The organism is Nitrospirillum viridazoti CBAmc, from assembly GCF_000730165.1.
Taxonomy (GTDB): Bacteria; Pseudomonadota; Alphaproteobacteria; order Azospirillales; family Azospirillaceae; genus Nitrospirillum; species Nitrospirillum viridazoti.
The window spans coordinates 975,553-991,325 of the sequence record NZ_CP022111.1; the positions used below are offsets into that span (position 1 = coordinate 975,553).

At 66.9% G+C, this 15,773-nt stretch carries 10 protein-coding genes; 1 reads left to right on the plus strand and 9 read right to left on the minus strand.

The features are described 5' to 3' along the window. Positions 1-16 precede the first annotated feature (16 nt). The 8 genes from Y958_RS17650 to Y958_RS17685 all read right to left on the minus strand — a co-directional run bounded on the left by Y958_RS17650 (position 17) and on the right by Y958_RS17685 (position 14,199). Positions 17-1,234 carry an ABC transporter permease gene (locus Y958_RS17650; RefSeq protein WP_088873286.1) on the minus strand — a complete coding sequence of 406 codons (1,218 nt, stop codon included), beginning with the start codon at positions 1,232-1,234 and terminating at the stop codon, positions 17-19. A 25-nt stretch (positions 1,235-1,259) separates the two neighbouring features. Further along, positions 1,260-2,423: an ABC transporter permease gene (locus Y958_RS17655; protein WP_088873287.1), complete on the minus strand. Its 1,164-nt coding sequence runs from the start codon at positions 2,421-2,423 to the stop codon at positions 1,260-1,262. Continuing rightward, positions 2,420-3,115 carry an ABC transporter ATP-binding protein gene (locus tag Y958_RS17660; protein ID WP_004271350.1) on the minus strand — a complete coding sequence of 232 codons (696 nt, stop codon included), beginning with the start codon at positions 3,113-3,115 and terminating at the stop codon, positions 2,420-2,422. The genes Y958_RS17655 and Y958_RS17660 overlap by 4 nt, the downstream gene beginning before the upstream one ends. A gap of 61 nt (positions 3,116-3,176) precedes the next feature. Further along, a complete protein-coding gene (locus Y958_RS17665; protein ID WP_244909571.1) occupies positions 3,177-4,241 on the minus strand; it encodes an efflux RND transporter periplasmic adaptor subunit in 1,065 nt (354 codons plus the stop codon). A gap of 191 nt (positions 4,242-4,432) precedes the next feature. Further along, complete coding sequence (gene cysN, locus Y958_RS17670) at positions 4,433-6,370, minus strand: sulfate adenylyltransferase subunit CysN (RefSeq protein WP_186291460.1); 1,938 nt, start codon at positions 6,368-6,370, stop codon at positions 4,433-4,435. Further along, positions 6,370-7,263, minus strand: coding sequence for a sulfate adenylyltransferase subunit CysD (cysD, locus tag Y958_RS17675; RefSeq protein WP_040849570.1), 894 nt, complete (start codon positions 7,261-7,263; stop codon positions 6,370-6,372). The genes cysN and cysD overlap by 1 nt, the downstream gene beginning before the upstream one ends. A 376-nt stretch (positions 7,264-7,639) precedes the next feature. After that, positions 7,640-12,061, minus strand: coding sequence for a CHASE domain-containing protein (locus Y958_RS17680; protein WP_186291461.1), 4,422 nt, complete (start codon positions 12,059-12,061; stop codon positions 7,640-7,642). A gap of 164 nt (positions 12,062-12,225) precedes the next feature. After that, positions 12,226-14,199 (minus strand): CocE/NonD family hydrolase, encoded by a 1,974-nt coding sequence (locus tag Y958_RS17685; RefSeq protein WP_244909572.1) that lies wholly within the window; start codon positions 14,197-14,199, stop codon positions 12,226-12,228. Positions 14,200-14,397: 198 nt separating this feature from the next. Between Y958_RS17685 and Y958_RS17690 the strand changes: the two genes are divergently transcribed. Then, positions 14,398-14,802 carry a spore germination protein GerW family protein gene (locus tag Y958_RS17690; protein ID WP_088873290.1) on the plus strand — a complete coding sequence of 135 codons (405 nt, stop codon included), beginning with the start codon at positions 14,398-14,400 and terminating at the stop codon, positions 14,800-14,802. A gap of 2 nt (positions 14,803-14,804) precedes the next feature. Here the strand turns inward: Y958_RS17690 and Y958_RS17695 are convergent, their stop codons facing one another. Further along, on the minus strand, positions 14,805-15,581 hold the full coding sequence (locus Y958_RS17695; RefSeq protein WP_186291462.1) for a sulfotransferase domain-containing protein: 777 nt from the start codon (positions 15,579-15,581) through the stop codon (positions 14,805-14,807). Positions 15,582-15,773: the final 192 nt, after the last annotated feature.

Here is a 15,773-nt window from a genome sequence, read left to right on the forward strand (position 1 = left end):
GGGATTGGGCGGTGGCTCAAGGCGTGCCGTAGGCCTCCACGATGGGAATGCGCGCCGCGCGCCAGGCGGGGAACACGCCGCCCACCAGGCCCACCACCAGGGCCAGGATGACGCCCTGCAGGGCCACCGCCGGTGTCAGGTGGAAGGTGAAGACGATCTGGGAAAAGCTGGCGCCCGACAGGGTGGAGCCTGTCAGCCCGTCGAACAGCACCCAGGTGACCAGCGTGCCGACGAACCCACCCACCAGCGCCAGCACCAAGCTTTCCAGCAGCGTCCCGATGAAGGAGGAGGTGCCGCTGAAGCCGATGCAGCGCAGGGTGGCGATTTCCTGCGCGCGGGCCGCCACCGAGCTGTACATGGTGTTCAGGGCGCCGGCCAGGGCGCCGAACGCCATGGCAATGGCCAGCGGCCAGCCCAGCTTCTGGATCAGGTCGGAGGTGCGGCTGGCCTGCTGCGCGTAATAGTCGGCCTCCGTCGTCACGTCCAGCTTCAGCTGCGGGTCGTTGGCGGCATAGTCCGACAAGGCCTTCAGGGCGTCGGGGCCCGTCAGGCGGGCACGGATGGACTGGAAGACGTTCTGGCGGTGGAACAGGTCCTGCACCTCGGGCGTGTCGGCCCACAGTTCGGATTCAAAGACGCTGCCGCCCAATTCAAAGGCGCCGACCACCAGCCAATTGCTGTTACCCAGCTTGACGGTATCCCCCACGTCCACGCCCGCGAAATCCTTCTGCAGGGCCCGGCCCACCATCAGCTCATTGGTGCCGGGCTTGAACGCGCGGCCCTCCACGATCTTCAGGCCGGGCCGCACGGCGATGCCGGCGGGCCCCAGGCCCCGCAGGGTGAGGTTGGAGCGGGGGGCCTTCTTCAGGTTGCCGTCGGCCGGCACGGCCGTCTTCTTGACGCCATCGACGATGACGTAGAGCTCGGGCGACACCAGGGGCTTGCCGTCCGCGTCCTTCATGACGCCCGGCGCCTCCTCGATCAGGCGCGCCTGATCGCGGGTGACGCCGCTGTTCAGTTCCGCCTGCGACCCCGCCCGCATCAGGATGGCCATGTCCTTGGTGCCCGTGCCGCGCAGGGTCTGCTGGAAGCCCGCCGCCATGGCCAGGAAGGCCAGGAGCACGGTCACCACCAGCCCCACCGCCACCACCGTGGAGAAGGAGGCCCAGAAGCGTTGCGGAATGCTTTTGATGCAGATGGTGGTGACCACCGCGATCTCGTTGAACACGCGCATGACGTTGTTTCCTTCCGAGGGCGGGTCACAGACGCCCGAGGGCGGTGACGATGTTCAGGCGCAGCGCGTTCCAGGCCGGCAGGAAGCCGGTCACCACCCCGAGAAGCAGCATGAAGGCCACGCCCAGGCCGGCAACGGGCAGGGTCAACGCCAGTCCCGGGATGGCGCCCGACGCGAGCTTGGATAGCAGCGTCACCAGCAAGCCGGCGACCAAGAGCCCGGGCACGCCGCCCAGCAGGGACAGCAGCACGGATTCCCCCAACACCTGGCGCCAGATGCGCCAGGACGGGAAGCCGAGGGTCTTCAGCACCGCGATCTCCTTGGTGCGCTCGCGCACCGCCATCACCATGGTGTTCCCTACGATCATCAGGATGGTGGCGAAGGCCGCCCCCACCACCAGGGTGATGATCAGGGCGATGTTGCCCAACTGGGCCAGGAAGGCCTTGCCGAACGCCTTTTCCGACTGGGTGTTGGTTTCCGCCGTGGAGTTGGCGAACAGGTCGTCGATGGTAGCGGCCACCTTGTCATTCACCGCGGCGCTGTCCGTCTCCAGCGTGATCCAGCCAACCGTGTCCTTACCGAACGTCTTGCTTTCATTGAAGTTTTCGTACTGGAAGATGATGAAGCTGGTGTTGAAGGATTCCTTTGCCGCGTAGGCGATGCCAGCCACGGTCAGCTCCCAGGTGTGGCTGCCGTCCGTCTTGTTGGTGAAGATGTTGGAATTGATGGGAATGCGGTCCCCCACCTTCCAGCCGTACTTCGTGGCGATGGCCTCACCCACCACCATGCTGGTGCGGTCGTGGATGAAGGCGTCGCGCGCGGCTGGATCGATGCGCAGGTCGTCGCGATAGATCCGCAGATAGCTTTCGGGATCGACGGCGAAGGTGCCGATCTGGTTGCGCGCGTCCTGGTAATAACCGCCGAACCAGTTGGCGAAGGTGAGGTTTTTCACGCCCTTGATGGCCGCGATCTTGCCGACATAGGCATAGGGCAGGGGCTGGATGAAGGTGATCTTGTTCACCACCACCAGCCGGTTGTCGGCCGACGAATCCACGCCGTGTTCGAAGGCGTAGTGGATGCTGCCCAGCACGCCATAGATGACGAAGGCCACGAAGATGGCCAGCATCATGAGGAAGGTGCGCAGCTTGCGGCGGAACAGGTTGCGCCAGAGCAGGTAGAGATCACTCATGCCACCAGCTCCCGCTCGGTGAAGCGGCCCTTGTCCAGGTGCAGGGTGCGGCGGGCGTACTTAGCCGCCTCCGGATCATGGGTCACCATGACGATGGTCTTGCCCATCTCCTGGTTTAGCAGCCGCAGCATGGCCAGGATCTCATCCGCCGTGGTGCGATCCAGGTCGCCCGTGGGCTCGTCGCACAGCAGCAGCTTGGGGTCGGAGATCAGGGCGCGGGCGATGGCCACGCGCTGCTGCTGGCCGCCCGACATCTCCCGCGGGTAATGGTCCGCCCGCTCCGCCAGTCCCACCAGGCTCAAGGCCGCTTCCACCCGCCGCTTGCGCTCCGCCCGGCCGAAGGAGGTGAGCAGCAGGGGCAGTTCCACATTCCGCGCCGCCGACAGGGTGGGCATCAGGTTGTAGAACTGGAAGATGAAGCCGACATTGTGGGCGCGCCAGCGGGCCAGTTGCCCTTCCGTCAGCGTATCCACCCGGCCGCCGTCGAAGGTGATGCTGCCCTCTGTCGGCTGGTCAATGCCGCCCAACAGGTTCAGCAAGGTGGTCTTGCCCGAGCCGCTGGGCCCCATCACCGCCACGAAGTCGCCGGCGGGAATGCTGAGGCCCAGATGGTCGAAGATGGTGATGGTGTCCTTGCCCTTCACGAACCGCTTGGAAACGTCCTGCAGGTGAATCAGCGTCTGGCCCGTCATGGCATCAGGCTCCCGATTGTGGTCGTGGGGCGATGGGGATGGGGTGGGCAGGGTGGCCGGATCAGCCGCCCTTGCCCTCGTTCAGAAAGGTCACCTTGGCCGCCATGTTGGGCAGGATGCGCGGATCCTTGGCCGCTATGGCCACCCGCACCTTGATGGTGGCCTTCTCCCGGCTGGCGGTGGGGATGATGGCCAAGACCGAGGCGGGCACCTTCCAGTCGGGATAGGCGTCCAGCGTCGCCTCCACCTTCTGGCCGGGGCGGACGCGGGCGATGTTGGCCTCGTTCACCTCCACCTCGAATTCCAGGCTGTCCATGTCGACCAGGGTGCACACGCCCGTGCGGGTGAAGCCGCCGGACGACATGGGGGAGATGATTTCACCCGGCTGGGCATTTTTTTCCGTGACCACGCCGGTGAAGGGGGCGCGGACCTGGTAGCGGTCCACCATTTCCGCGTCATAGGCGACGGTGGCGCGGGCGGCGTTCACGTCGGCCTTGGACTTCACCAACTGGGCTCGCAGCGAGGCGGCGCGGGCATCCGCCTTGATCAGGTCGGCCTCGCTGGAGAACTGGCGGCCGGTCAGGGCGCGCGTGCGCTCCAGCGTCTTTTCCGCGTCCACCAGGTCTGCCTGGTTGGCCACTACGGCGGCCTCGGCCGAGGCCTGGCGGGCCCGGGCCAGATCCAGGTCGCTGCGGGCCAGCACGTCGTCCAAGGTGGCCAGCACCTGGCCCTTTTGCACCAGCATGCCTTCCTGCACCAGGACCTCACGCACGCGGCCGGTGACATCGGCGGAGACCGTGGCCACCCGCCGGGCGACGACATAGCCGGAGCCGATGAGGTTGCCGCTGCGCACCTCCGACACCGGGGCGGCGGGTGCCGGCTGGGCCGGGCCGGCGGCGGTGGATGCAGGCTTGGCGGAAACGGCGACCGGCGCCGGATCGGCACCGCCGAAGCGGCTGAGCAGGCCGGTAGACCAGGCGATCCCCGCGGCGACCACCACGACGGCGGCGCCGGCGCCCAGGCCCAAGATAAGGCCCCGCCCACCACCACCGCCCCGCCGCGCCGGTGACGGCGCCGTCCGGTCAATGGCGATGGACCGCAAAAGCTCCGCTTTGTCCCGCTGCACCTTGGTCCCCCGACTGGCACAATCCCCAATGGCATCATAGCGCGTGAGGCACGCTGTCGCACCACAAATGGTTGATCTAAAAGGCAGGGTGCAAGCGAGGGCCACTTCCGACAAGGCGAAGGGGGCCAGAAATGGCGAAGGGCCGGCGGATCGCTCCAGCCGGCCCTTCATTCAGGAACAAGCGGTCGTCGTCAGATGGCGGCGCCGTCCACCAGGTCGGCATCCTCATCGAAGCGGGACAGCAGCGTGAAGATGTGGTTGGCCGCCTGCTCGGCGGTCATGGCCTGGGTGTCGATGCGCACGTCGGGCGACTCCGGCGGCTCATAGGGGCTGTCGATGCCGGTGAAGTTCGGGATCTTGCCGGCGCGCGCCTTGGCGTACAGGCCCTTCACGTCGCGGTCCTCAGCCACCGCCAGGGGCGTGTCCACGAACACCTCCAGGAACTCACCCGGGCCCAGCAGCTCACGGGCCATGCGCCGTTCCGCGCGGTAGGGGGAGATGAAGGAGACCAGGACGATCAGTCCGGCGTCGACCATCAGCTTGGACACCTCGGCCACGCGGCGGATGTTCTCCACCCGGTCGGCGTCGGTGAAGCTCAGGTCGCGGTTCAGGCCGTGGCGGACATTGTCGCCGTCCAGCAGCATAGTGTGGCGGCCATGGGCGTGCAGTTTCTTTTCCACCAGATTGGCGATGGTGGACTTGCCGGCGCCGGACAGGCCGGTGAACCACAGCACGCGCGGACGCTGACCCTTCATCTGCGAGCGGGCGCGCTTGTCCACGTCCAGCACCTGCCAAGGCACAGTGCGCACGATGGCGGACCGGATAAGGCCGGCGGCCACCGTCTCATTGGTCAGGCGGTCGATGAGGATGAAACCGCCCGTGTCGCGATTGTTGCGATAGACGTCGAAGGCGATGGCCTGGTCCAGGCTCAGGGTCGCCAGCCCCACCTCGTTGAGGCTCAGCGTCTTGGTCGCCAGCTGTTCCAGGGTATTGACGTTGATCTTGTGCTTCAGCGTCGCCACGGTGGCCGGCACCGACTTGGTGCCCAGCTTCAAGATGTAGGGTCGGCCGGGCAGCAGCGGCGCCTCCGACATCCATACCAGCGTCGCCTCCATCTGGTCGGCCGCCTCGGCGACCTCATCCAGGGTGGAGAGGATGTCGCCACGGCTGATGTCGATCTCGTCCGTCAGGGTGAGGGTGACGGATTGCCCGGCCACGGCCAGGGGCAGGTCGCCGTCATGGGTGACGATGCGGGCTACCCGGCTTTCCTGCCCCGAGGGCAGGACGCGGATGCGGTCGCCCGGGCGCACCGTGCCGGCGGCGATGGTGCCGGCATAGCCACGGAAGTCCAGGTTGGGACGGTTCACCCATTGCACCGGCAGGCGGAAAGGCTGGCTGGCGCGCAGATCCGCGACCTCGACCGTCTCCAGATGACCGATCAGCGTGGGGCCCAGGTACCAGGGCATGGCGTCGGTCAAGGTGGTGACGTTGTCGCCCTTCAGTGCCGACAGCGGGATGGCCTGGATGTCGGTCAGGTCCAGCTGGCGGGCGAAGGCGCGGTATTCCGCGACCACGCGGTCGAAGACGGCCTGGTCATAGCCCATCAGGTCCATCTTGTTGACGGCCAGCACGATCTTGCGGATGCCGAGCAGGGACACCAGGAAGCTGTGGCGCCGCGTCTGGGGCAGCACGCCCTTGCGCGCGTCGATCAGGATAATGGCAAGGTCGGCGGTGGACGCGCCGGTGACCATGTTGCGCGTGTACTGCTCATGACCGGGCGTGTCGGCCACGATGAACTTGCGCCGGTCGGTGTTGAAGAAGCGGTAGGCGACGTCGATGGTGATACCTTGCTCCCGCTCCGCCGACAGTCCGTCGACCAGCAGCGCGAAGTCCAGGTCGCCGCCCTGGGTGCCCACCTTGCGGCTGTCCGCCTCCAAGGTCGCCAGCTGGTCTTCGAACAACATCTTGCTGTCGTACAGCAGGCGGCCGATCAGGGTGCTCTTGCCGTCGTCGACGCTGCCGCAGGTGATGAAGCGCAGCAGGCTTTTGGACTGCTGAGCCGCGAGGTAGCGCTCGATTTCGGACACGCCCGGCTCCAGCGTTTCGGGCAGGGGGGTATCGGGGGCCATCAGAAGTACCCTTCCTGCTTCTTCTGTTCCATGGAGGCGCCGCCGTCTCGGTCGATCACGCGGCCCTGGCGCTCCGACGTGCGGGCCAGCAGCATCTCGCGGATGATGGCGGGCAGGCTGTCGGCGTCGCTGTCGATGGCGCCGGTCAGCGGGTAGCACCCCAGGGTGCGGAAACGCACGCGCCGCATCTGCGGCACCTCCCCTGGCTTCATGGGCAGGCGGTCGTCATCGACCATGATCAGGGCGCCGTCACGCTCCACCACCGGCCGTTCGGCGGCGAAGTACAGCGGTACGATGGGGATGTTTTCCAGGTAGATGTATTCCCAGATGTCCAGCTCGGTCCAGTTGGACAGGGGGAAAACGCGGATGCTCTCGCCCTTGTTCTTGCGCGCGTTGTACAGTTGCCAGAGCTCGGGGCGCTGATTCTTTGGGTCCCAGCGGTGCTGCTCGTTGCGGAAGCTGAAGATGCGCTCCTTGGCGCGGCTCTTCTCCTCGTCGCGGCGCGCGCCGCCGAACGCGGCGTCGAAGCCGTAACGGTCCAGCGCCTGCTTCAGCGCTTCCGTCTTCATCACCTGGGTATGGATGGCGGAGCCGTGGGTGAAGGGGCCGATGCCCCGCGCCAAGCCTTCCGGGTTGGTGTGCACCAGCAGGTCCAGGCCCAGATCCGCCGCCCTCTGGTCGCGGAAAGCGATCATCTCGCGGAACTTCCAGGTGGTGTCCACGTGCAGCAGGGGAAAGGGCGGCTTGGCCGGGTAGAAGGCTTTCATCGCCAAGTGCAGCATCACCGCGCTGTCCTTGCCGATGGAATAAAGCATCACCGGGTTCTGCGTTTCGGCTACCACCTCCCGCAGGATGTGGATGCTTTCCGCCTCAAGCCGCTGGAGATGGGTCAGCCGGGGGGGCGAAAGGGGGCCGGCAAGCGATACGGGAAGGGGGGAGGGGGGCTGTATGATGCTGTCCAACACTGCCGCGTCTTTCACGTCAATCACTCTGTCCGTCACGCCTAGGCCGCCGTCTTATACGGCTAACAGTCTAATCCGCCTGCGGTTGCACGCCAACGGACACGCTGCTGGTCGGCTGATTCCTCAATACCCTGTCAACAGACGTATAAAGGAAACTTTCACAGCGGGCATTGCGATTATGGAATTGCTGTGAGGGCGAAAAATACCTGGATGAACGGGTAATAAATAACACACTAACAGTGTATTTTTCGTTAACGGTCGAAGACGGGCATAACTCCTAGGGAAACCTGGGTTACGGCCGGCCCGCTTAGTCCGCCGTTTCCAGGAAGCGTCGCCCCAGGGCCCGCCAAGATTGAGGCCCTATGGTGCCGATCAGGTCTCCCAGGGCCCGGGCGCGATCGGTGTCGCCGGCATCGCAGGCGGACTGAAGCTGGCGTGCGGCCTCCTCCAGCCGTCTTAATCCACAATTTCCCGCCGTGGAAATAAGGTCATGGGCCTGTTGCCCCAACGTGTGCAGGTCGGTCCTGTCACCCGCGGCCGCCAGGCTTGCCACTCTGTCCACCCGGGTCGCACCGTTGCCGATGAAATCGCGCACCAGCCGGTCAAAGGCGCCGGGGCCTGCCACCGGTTGCAGGCGGCCCAGGACCCCTTCTTCCAGCAGTGGCAGATCAGTCATGGCGTTCGCTGCCGCCGGCATCGGTTCGGGCACCGCAACGGCAACAGGCTCGGGGGCGGGGGCCTCCATCCCTGTGGCGGCGGATCCTCGGGCGCGGGACCAGTCGTCGACCATCTGCAGGATCTGCTGTTGGCGGAAGGGCTTGTAGACGCAATCGTCCATGCCGGCGGCGGCGTAGTCGGCGCTCATCCCCGCCATGGCGTTGGCGGTCATGGCCAGGATGGGAGTACGGCCCCGGCCTTCCGCCGCCTCCGCTGCCCGGATGCGGCGCGTAGCCTCCATACCGTCCATCACCGGCATCTGCACGTCCATGAGCACGATGTCGTAGCGGTCGCGGGCGCAGGCCGCCACCGCCTGCGCACCGTCCTCCACCACGGTGACCATGTAACCCGCCTTGCGCAGCATCAGGCTCGCCACCGCTTGGTTGGTGGGGTTGTCCTCCACCACCAGCACGCGGCGGCCCCGGCCGTCCGGCGTCGTTTCCGGCGCCGCCGCCGGCTGGGGGGCGCAGGGCGGCATCAGGCAGCCGAAGGCGCGCGCCACCGCTTCGTTCAGGGACAGGCGGCGGACAGGCTTGGCCAGCAGGGCGTCATAGCGGGCGTCGACCGTTGCCTGGTCCGGCTCGATGGAACTGACCAGGATGACGCGCAGGTCCTGGAATCGGGCGTCGGCGCGCACCCTGGCCACCACCTCGGGCCCGTTGAGGCCCGGCATGCGGTTATCGATCAGCAGGATGTCATAGGGATCGTCGCCACCCGCCGCCGACCACAGGCGCGCCAGCGCGGTTTCCCCGTCCGGCGCCTCATCCACGCGCAGGCCCAGGTCGAAGCTGAGGTTATGGGTCAGGATCAGGCGGTTCATGGCCAGGTCGTCGACCACCAGGGCGTGGCGGCCGCGCACGCTTTCCAGCGAGGGCAGGGGCGCGTCGGCCGGCTCCGCCGGGGCCAGCGGCAATTCGAACCAGAACAGGGACCCTTGGCCCGGCGTGCTCTCCACTCCGATGTCGCCCCCCATCAGGTCCACCAGCTGCTTGCAGATGGCCAGGCCCAGGCCGGTGCCACCGAAGCGCCGGGTGACGCTGGCGTCCGCCTGGGTGAATTTCTGGAACAGGCGCTGGGCCTGCTCGTCGCTGAGGCCGATGCCGGTGTCCTGCACGGCGAAGCGCAGGCGCCGCGTGCCGGGCGCGGTGCCGGCCAGGCAGGTAACGATGATGCTGACCCAGCCGCGGTCGGTGAACTTGACGGCGTTGCCGGCCAGGTTCAGCAGCAGCTGCCGCAGGCGGGTGGGATCGCCGCGCCAGTGCCGCCGCGCCTCTTCCACCACCAGCACGCCCAGCTCGATACCCTTGTCGCGGGCACGGGGCGCCAGGATGGCGGCCACCCCCTCCACCAGATCACCCAGATCGAAGGACAGGTTCTCCAGGTCGACCTTGCCTGCCTCGAGCTTGGAGATGTCCAGGATGTCGTTGATGACGCCCAGCAGGGCATCGGCGCTGTCGCGGATGGTTTCGGCGTAGCCGCGCTGCTCGGTGGTGAGGCCGCTGGTGTCCAGCAGCAGCTGCACCATGCCCACCACGCCGTTCATGGGCGTGCGCACCTCATGGCTCATATTGGCCAGGAAGTCGTTCTTGGCGCGGTTGGCCTCTTCCGCCCGCCGCTTTTCCGCGGCCAGGGCGCGGGCACTCTCGCGCGCTGCCGTCACGTCCCAGTTCACGCCCACGATCTTGATGGCCTGGCCCTGGGCGTCGCGCTCCACCAAGCCGTTGGTCTTGATGTGGCGGACGGTGCCATCGGGCAGACGGATGCGGAACTCCGTATCCAGGGGTACCTCGCCGCGCACGGCCGCCTGCACCTCTGCCTGCATGCGGCCCAGATCCTCCGCATGACAGCGGGACTGCCAGGTGGCGAAGGTCAGGGGCCGTGACGTGTCCGGGTCTACGCCGTACATCTGGAACATGCGCTCGTCCCAGACCAGCTCCTGCGTCGCCAGATCGAATTCCCAGACGCCGATGCCGCCGGCCTGCGTCGCCAGGGTCAGCCGTTTGCCGGCGGCCATCAGCTTAGTGTTGATGGCGCTCAATTCCCGCGTCATGCCCTCGGCGATTGCCGTGGCACGGGCACGAACCAGGTGCAAATTGGCGGTCAATGCCGCCAGCATGAGCGAGATGAAGGCCAGGCTGGCGGCGGCCAGCGCGGCCCCCGCCTGGCCGGCGGTGGCGAAGCTGGCCGCCCGCGACCAGGCCAAGGTCAAGGCGTGACCGCCTTCATCCACGCGGCTCACTTGGTCGGGGGCGCCTAGGCCCGAGGCCTTGAGGCCCACGCGCGCGGCCAGCCGGCCCCCCAGGGTGTCGGGTGTGATCTTGCGGTACAGCAGGGCGTCGGGCCGCGTCTCGCCGCCGTCGTACACGGCGACGTCGACTTCCTCCACCATGTCGCGCAGCGCCTCGCGGAAGAACACCTCGGAAATGAAGGGGGCGTAGATCCAGCACTGCAGGGCGTGGCGGCGCTGCGCCACCGTGTCCAGCGGCTTGCCCGGGGTATAGACGGGAATAAAATAGAGGAAGCCCGCGCGCCGCTGCGCGTCCTGCACCAGGATGATGCGCTTGGTCATGGCGGGCTGGCCGGTATCGCGGGCACGGAAGGCGGCGTCGCGGCGGTTGGCCTCCGTCGCCACGTTCAGCCCCAGGGCGGCCGCGTTGGCGCCCGCCGGCTCGACATAGGTGATGACGTCGTATTCCAGCGCGTCGGCGAAGTCGTCCAGCACCGGTTCGGTGGAGGCGGCGTGCAGCTTGAAGTCAGGCGCGCCATCGGCCCGGACACGCGCCAGGAAGGCCTCCAGCCCATCGGTGGGCACGGGATAGACGACGCCGATGCCGTTGATGCCGGGATAGCGGCCGTCGATGTTGATGGTGCTGGCGAACGCCCGCCACTGGTCGCGGCCCACGGGCAGGCCGGTGGCGTAGAGGGCGGCGCCGGATTCCAGCGCGTTGGAATAGACCAGCAGGCGTTCATGGATGCGCGCCATGGCACTGTCCACGATCTTGCCCAGGTGGGCCTCATCGCGGGAACGGGCGATGTCCGTCCGGTCCAGGAAGACGCCGGCGGCCACCAGGCAGCCCACCAGGAAGACACCGGATCCCAAGCGCGCCGACTGCGGGGGAATGTCGGAAAAGACGATGGCGGTCAGGGCGAACGTTGCCAGCATGGCCTGCATGTTCAGCAGGCTTTCGTTCAGGGTGGCATCCATGAACGGGCCGATACCGGCGGTCGTGCCCAGCACATAGACCGTAGCCGCCGCCAGCACCACAAGGTGGGCCGCCGCCGGGCCGTAACGGCGGGCGGCCAGCAGGATGGCGGGATACAGCAGGAAGATGCCCAGCGCGGAGGCCGAGCCCAGCAGCGTCCGTGCCACGGGCAGGAAGGGCAGGGTCAGGGCCGCCACCGTCAGCCCCAGCACGGGCATCAGGCCGCTGAACAGCGTGGCCCACACGTGGGCGGGGCGCCAGTCGGCGGCCTTGGCCTCCCGCAGGGCCACCAGCAGGGCGGTGACGATCAGGATGCCCAGCGCGTCGCCCGTCCACCAGGTGATCCAGATGGCGCCCAGGTTCACGTCCCAGGACAGGTTGCCCGCCACCAGCAGGGCGCTGACGCCGATGGTGGCGCTGCAGACGGGCGCCACGATGGCGGCCAGGCCATGGGCGGCAGCGCGGGAAACCTGCAGCCTTTCCTTGTCGATGCCATCGACGCGCGTGAACAGCAGGGCGCCCAGCACCGCCTCGCCCGTGTTGCCCAGCGCGATGAAGGCCGCCGTCAAGGGCCCCACGCCAGGGGTGAGCAGGTTGGCGATGAAGGCGCCGATGAGGACGAAGGGCCAAGCGCTCCGGCCGAAGATCAGCAGGCCCGCCACAGCCAGGCCGGAGGCGGGCCACACCGGGCTGGCGCTCTCGCTCAGGCTGGCCAGGGCCAGGCCCAGGCGTGCCGTGCCCAGATATGCCGCCGCCAGGAGCAGGACCTTGAACGAAGTCGCCAGGGTGTGCCCCGGGAGTGGACGCATGACGCCGCCTGTCTTCACGTGGGCGCTTTCGCCCGCACCCCTCACAACCGACAAGTCTAACGGCATGGGCCGGGTGATAGAAGCCGTGCAATCGGGGGGCGAAAAAATAAGCCGGGCGTGGGCCGCCCGGCTTAAAAACAGGGGTTCGGCGGATGGTTCCGCGCCTAGTTGGCGGAAACCACCGGCAGATCGATGAAGCTGGCCTGCGCGCCCTGATGGAAGACGCGCTGCGTCGCCTTGCGATAGTCGCCCGGCTTGGCCAGGAAGATGTTGTCGACGAAGGTCTGCGGATTGCGGTCGTACAGCGGGAACCAGCTGGACTGCACCTGCACCATGATGCGGTGGCCGGGCAGGAAGACGTGGTTGGCGTTGGGCAGCTCGAAGCGATAGCGCTGAACCTTGTCCGCCGGGATGGCGGTGGGGTGTTCCAGGCTGTCCCGGTAGCGGCCTCGGAAAATGTCCATGCCCACGGCCAGCTGATAGCCGCCCATCTCCGGCTGCGATGGCACCTCGTCGGGGTAGACGTCGATCAGCTTCACCACCCAATCGCTGTCGGTGCCGGAGGTGGAGGCGTAGAGGTTCACCACCGGCGCGCCGCTGATCTTCATCGGCGCGGTCAGCACCTCACTGGTGTAGACCAGCACGTCGGTGCGGTCGGCCACGGCCCGCTGGTCGGTGACCAGCCAGCGCTTCCAGGCGTCGCCATCGCCGAAGCGCACGGGGCGCGGCACATAGGGCACGGGCTTGGCCGGGTCCGAGACGTACTCGTCATAGGCGGGGCCGCCCTTGGCCGGGGCGGTGAAGCCCAGGCCGCCGTTGGTCTGCAGGTACAGGGGCTTGGGCGTTGCGGCGCAGCCGGTGGCGCAGGACGTCGGCCATTTCTGCAGGCGGCGCCAGACGTTGGTGCCGCTTTCGAACACCAGCACCGGCGGCGTATCGGCCTTGGGCGCGCCGTCCTTCAGGTGTTCATCCAGGAAGGGCAGCATGGTGTTGCGGCGGAAATCCAGGGCGGTGTCGCCCTCGAACTTCAGCGGGCCCAGGGTGCTGCCGTCATAGTTCACGCCGCTGTGCCGCCAGGGACCCAGCACCAGGTAGTTCAGGGTGTTGCTGGCATCCTTGGGCTCGATCGCCTCATAGGTGTGGACGGCACCGTACATGTCCTCCTGGTCCCACAGGCTGGCCACGATCATGGTGGGCACGGTGGGGGTGCGGGCGCCCAGGATCACGTCCAGCGCCTGGTTCTGCCAATAGGCGTCATAGGCGGGGTGCTCGATCAGCTTGTGCCAGAAGGGCAGCTGCTCCAGCCCGTATTGCCGGGCGAAGCCGTCGGCGGAGCCGGCGCGCAGGAAGGCGTCGTAGTCGTCGTAGATGCCGCGCGGGATGTCGCTGCCTTCACCCCTCACCGTCGTCTGGTGCTGGAAATAGTCGAAGTTGGTCTGGCGGAAGGCGCCGTTGTGGAACCAGTCGTCACCCTTCCAGCCATCGACCATGGGGCTCATGGGCACGGCCGCCTTCAGCGCCGGGTGCGGGTTCACCAGCGCCATCAGCACCGTGAACCCTTCATAGGAGGAACCCACCATGCCGACCTTGCCGTTGCTCTCCGGCACATTCTTCACCAGCCAGTCGATGGTGTCGTAGGCGTCGGTGGCGTGGTCGACCTCGCTGTCGTTCAGGGGGCCGCGCAGGGGCCGGGTCATGACGTAGTCGCCCTCCGACCCGTACTTGCCGCGGATATCCTGGAAGACGCGGATGTAGCCTTCGGCCACGAAGCTTTCATCCCCCATGGCCAGCGTCGCCTGCATGTGCGGGCTGGTGGACCGTTTGGCGCGCTTGGTGGCGTTGTAAGGCGTGCGCGTCAGCATGATGGGGGCGCTCTTGGCACCCACGGGGATGACGATGACGGTGTGCAGCTTCACGCCATCGCGCATGGGGATCATGACGTCGCGCTTGATGTAGTCGGCGCCCTGGATGGTGCTGTCGACCTTGGCCGGGATGTCGGGCGCCAGATAGGGGGTGGCCGGCGACGGCTGCGACGCCGTCTGGGCCAGGGCCGTCGTGGCCAGCAGCACGCCGATACCCACACCCGCGCCGGCGCGCGCCAACCCGCCGGCCATTCGTCCCACCTTGAACCACGCCATGAACCTTGCCCCTTTATCCGATATCCCATTTGGCCCATCCGCCGTGGGCGGGGTGAACGATACCGGGGTAGGCGCTCTGGTCAAATGGCGTTCGGTAACGGAACTGTTACAGAAAGGGCCCCGGACTCTTTAGGTGGAATTATTCCATATTGATGCGCGCCATGATAGTATTGCGCCGCAACAAGGAGGTTCCTCGCCATGCTGCTCAATCCCTTTGCCGATCCCACCAAGACCCTGACCCAGGACCTGCTGACGGAGTTCGAGACCATCCTGGGAAAGGGAGTCCTGGGCGCGCCGGTGGAAATCCCCGGCGGCCTGATCGTACCGGTGAACATCACCACCTTCGGTGTCGGCGTCTACGGCGGCAGCGTCTGGGGTGAGGCCGTCGGCGGCGGGGGCGGGGGCGGTGTCATTCCCGCCGCCGTGCTGGTGGTGCAGGACGGCAAGGTGACCTTCCACCCCATCGCGCCGGAAACCACCAAGGCCGCGGCGGAGCATGTGACCGCCATGGTCAGTAAGATGCGCGGGCCCCGCGCGCCGCAGCAGGGGGAGGTGACACCGGCTGCCCAGGCGGTGCCGGTCCCAGCCGCCGCCGACGCCTGACCTCAGGCCGTGGCCGCCCTGTCCGGCGGCAGGTAATAGGCTGCCAGGAAGGACCAGAAGGCGTTGTCCATCAGGGACCGCGCCCGGTCCGGCAGGGCCTTGTACTTGCCCACCGCGCCATCGCCGATGTGGCTCCTGTGCCAGTGGGTGACGGGGTCGTAAAGGTTGGGATGCGCGTCCGTTCCGGCATTTTCCACGAAGCGGCCGGTATCCTCCATCTGGGCCAGGGTCCGCTCCACCGTCCGGGTCCGCAGGCCCTCGTGAATGGCGAGCAGCGCCGGGTCGGCTGCCGTCACGCCGATAAATCCGGCGATGCGGGCCACCGAGTCCGGATGGTCGTGGAAACCGTCTTCATAGCGGAAAATCAGGGTGCGCCGGCCCTGGGCGACACAGGCCTGCACCCGGCGCACGCTGCGCAACACATAGGCGAAGGCCTCGTTGAAAGGCTGGTCAAAGCGCCGCATCAGTGAGGCGACACAGTCGCGCGGGTCCCGCAGGGTGATGATGGTGGCGATGTCCTCATGCGCGATGCGCAGCTGCATCATGGTGTCGGGGTGGTGGGTCTTCAGCACCACCGGCATCCTGGCCTTCTCCCCGATGCCGACATAGTCCGTCAAATCATTGGCATAGTCGGACCTGAAACCGGACTCGCCATAAGCCTGAGTCAGCAATTGCCGCACCACATTGAACGACCAGGTGGAAGCACTGCCGGGCAGGCCAACGCAAATAATCGCAATATTGTCATCAGTAGTAGCGGTCGCGCCATTCTCTTGCATCATTGCAATAACCAAACTGCCAAAATCATTGTTACTGATGGAGTGACTGTGACTTATACGCATGATGGCGGATATTTTGTCGCATCCGGTCGGAGAATACAGGTGGGGCATCTGGGGAGGTGCCGTATGGACCGGGGCCAAAATTTCCGGAACCATCGACGCTAAGGTGGTTGAACTAAGTCACTCGACTTCCCA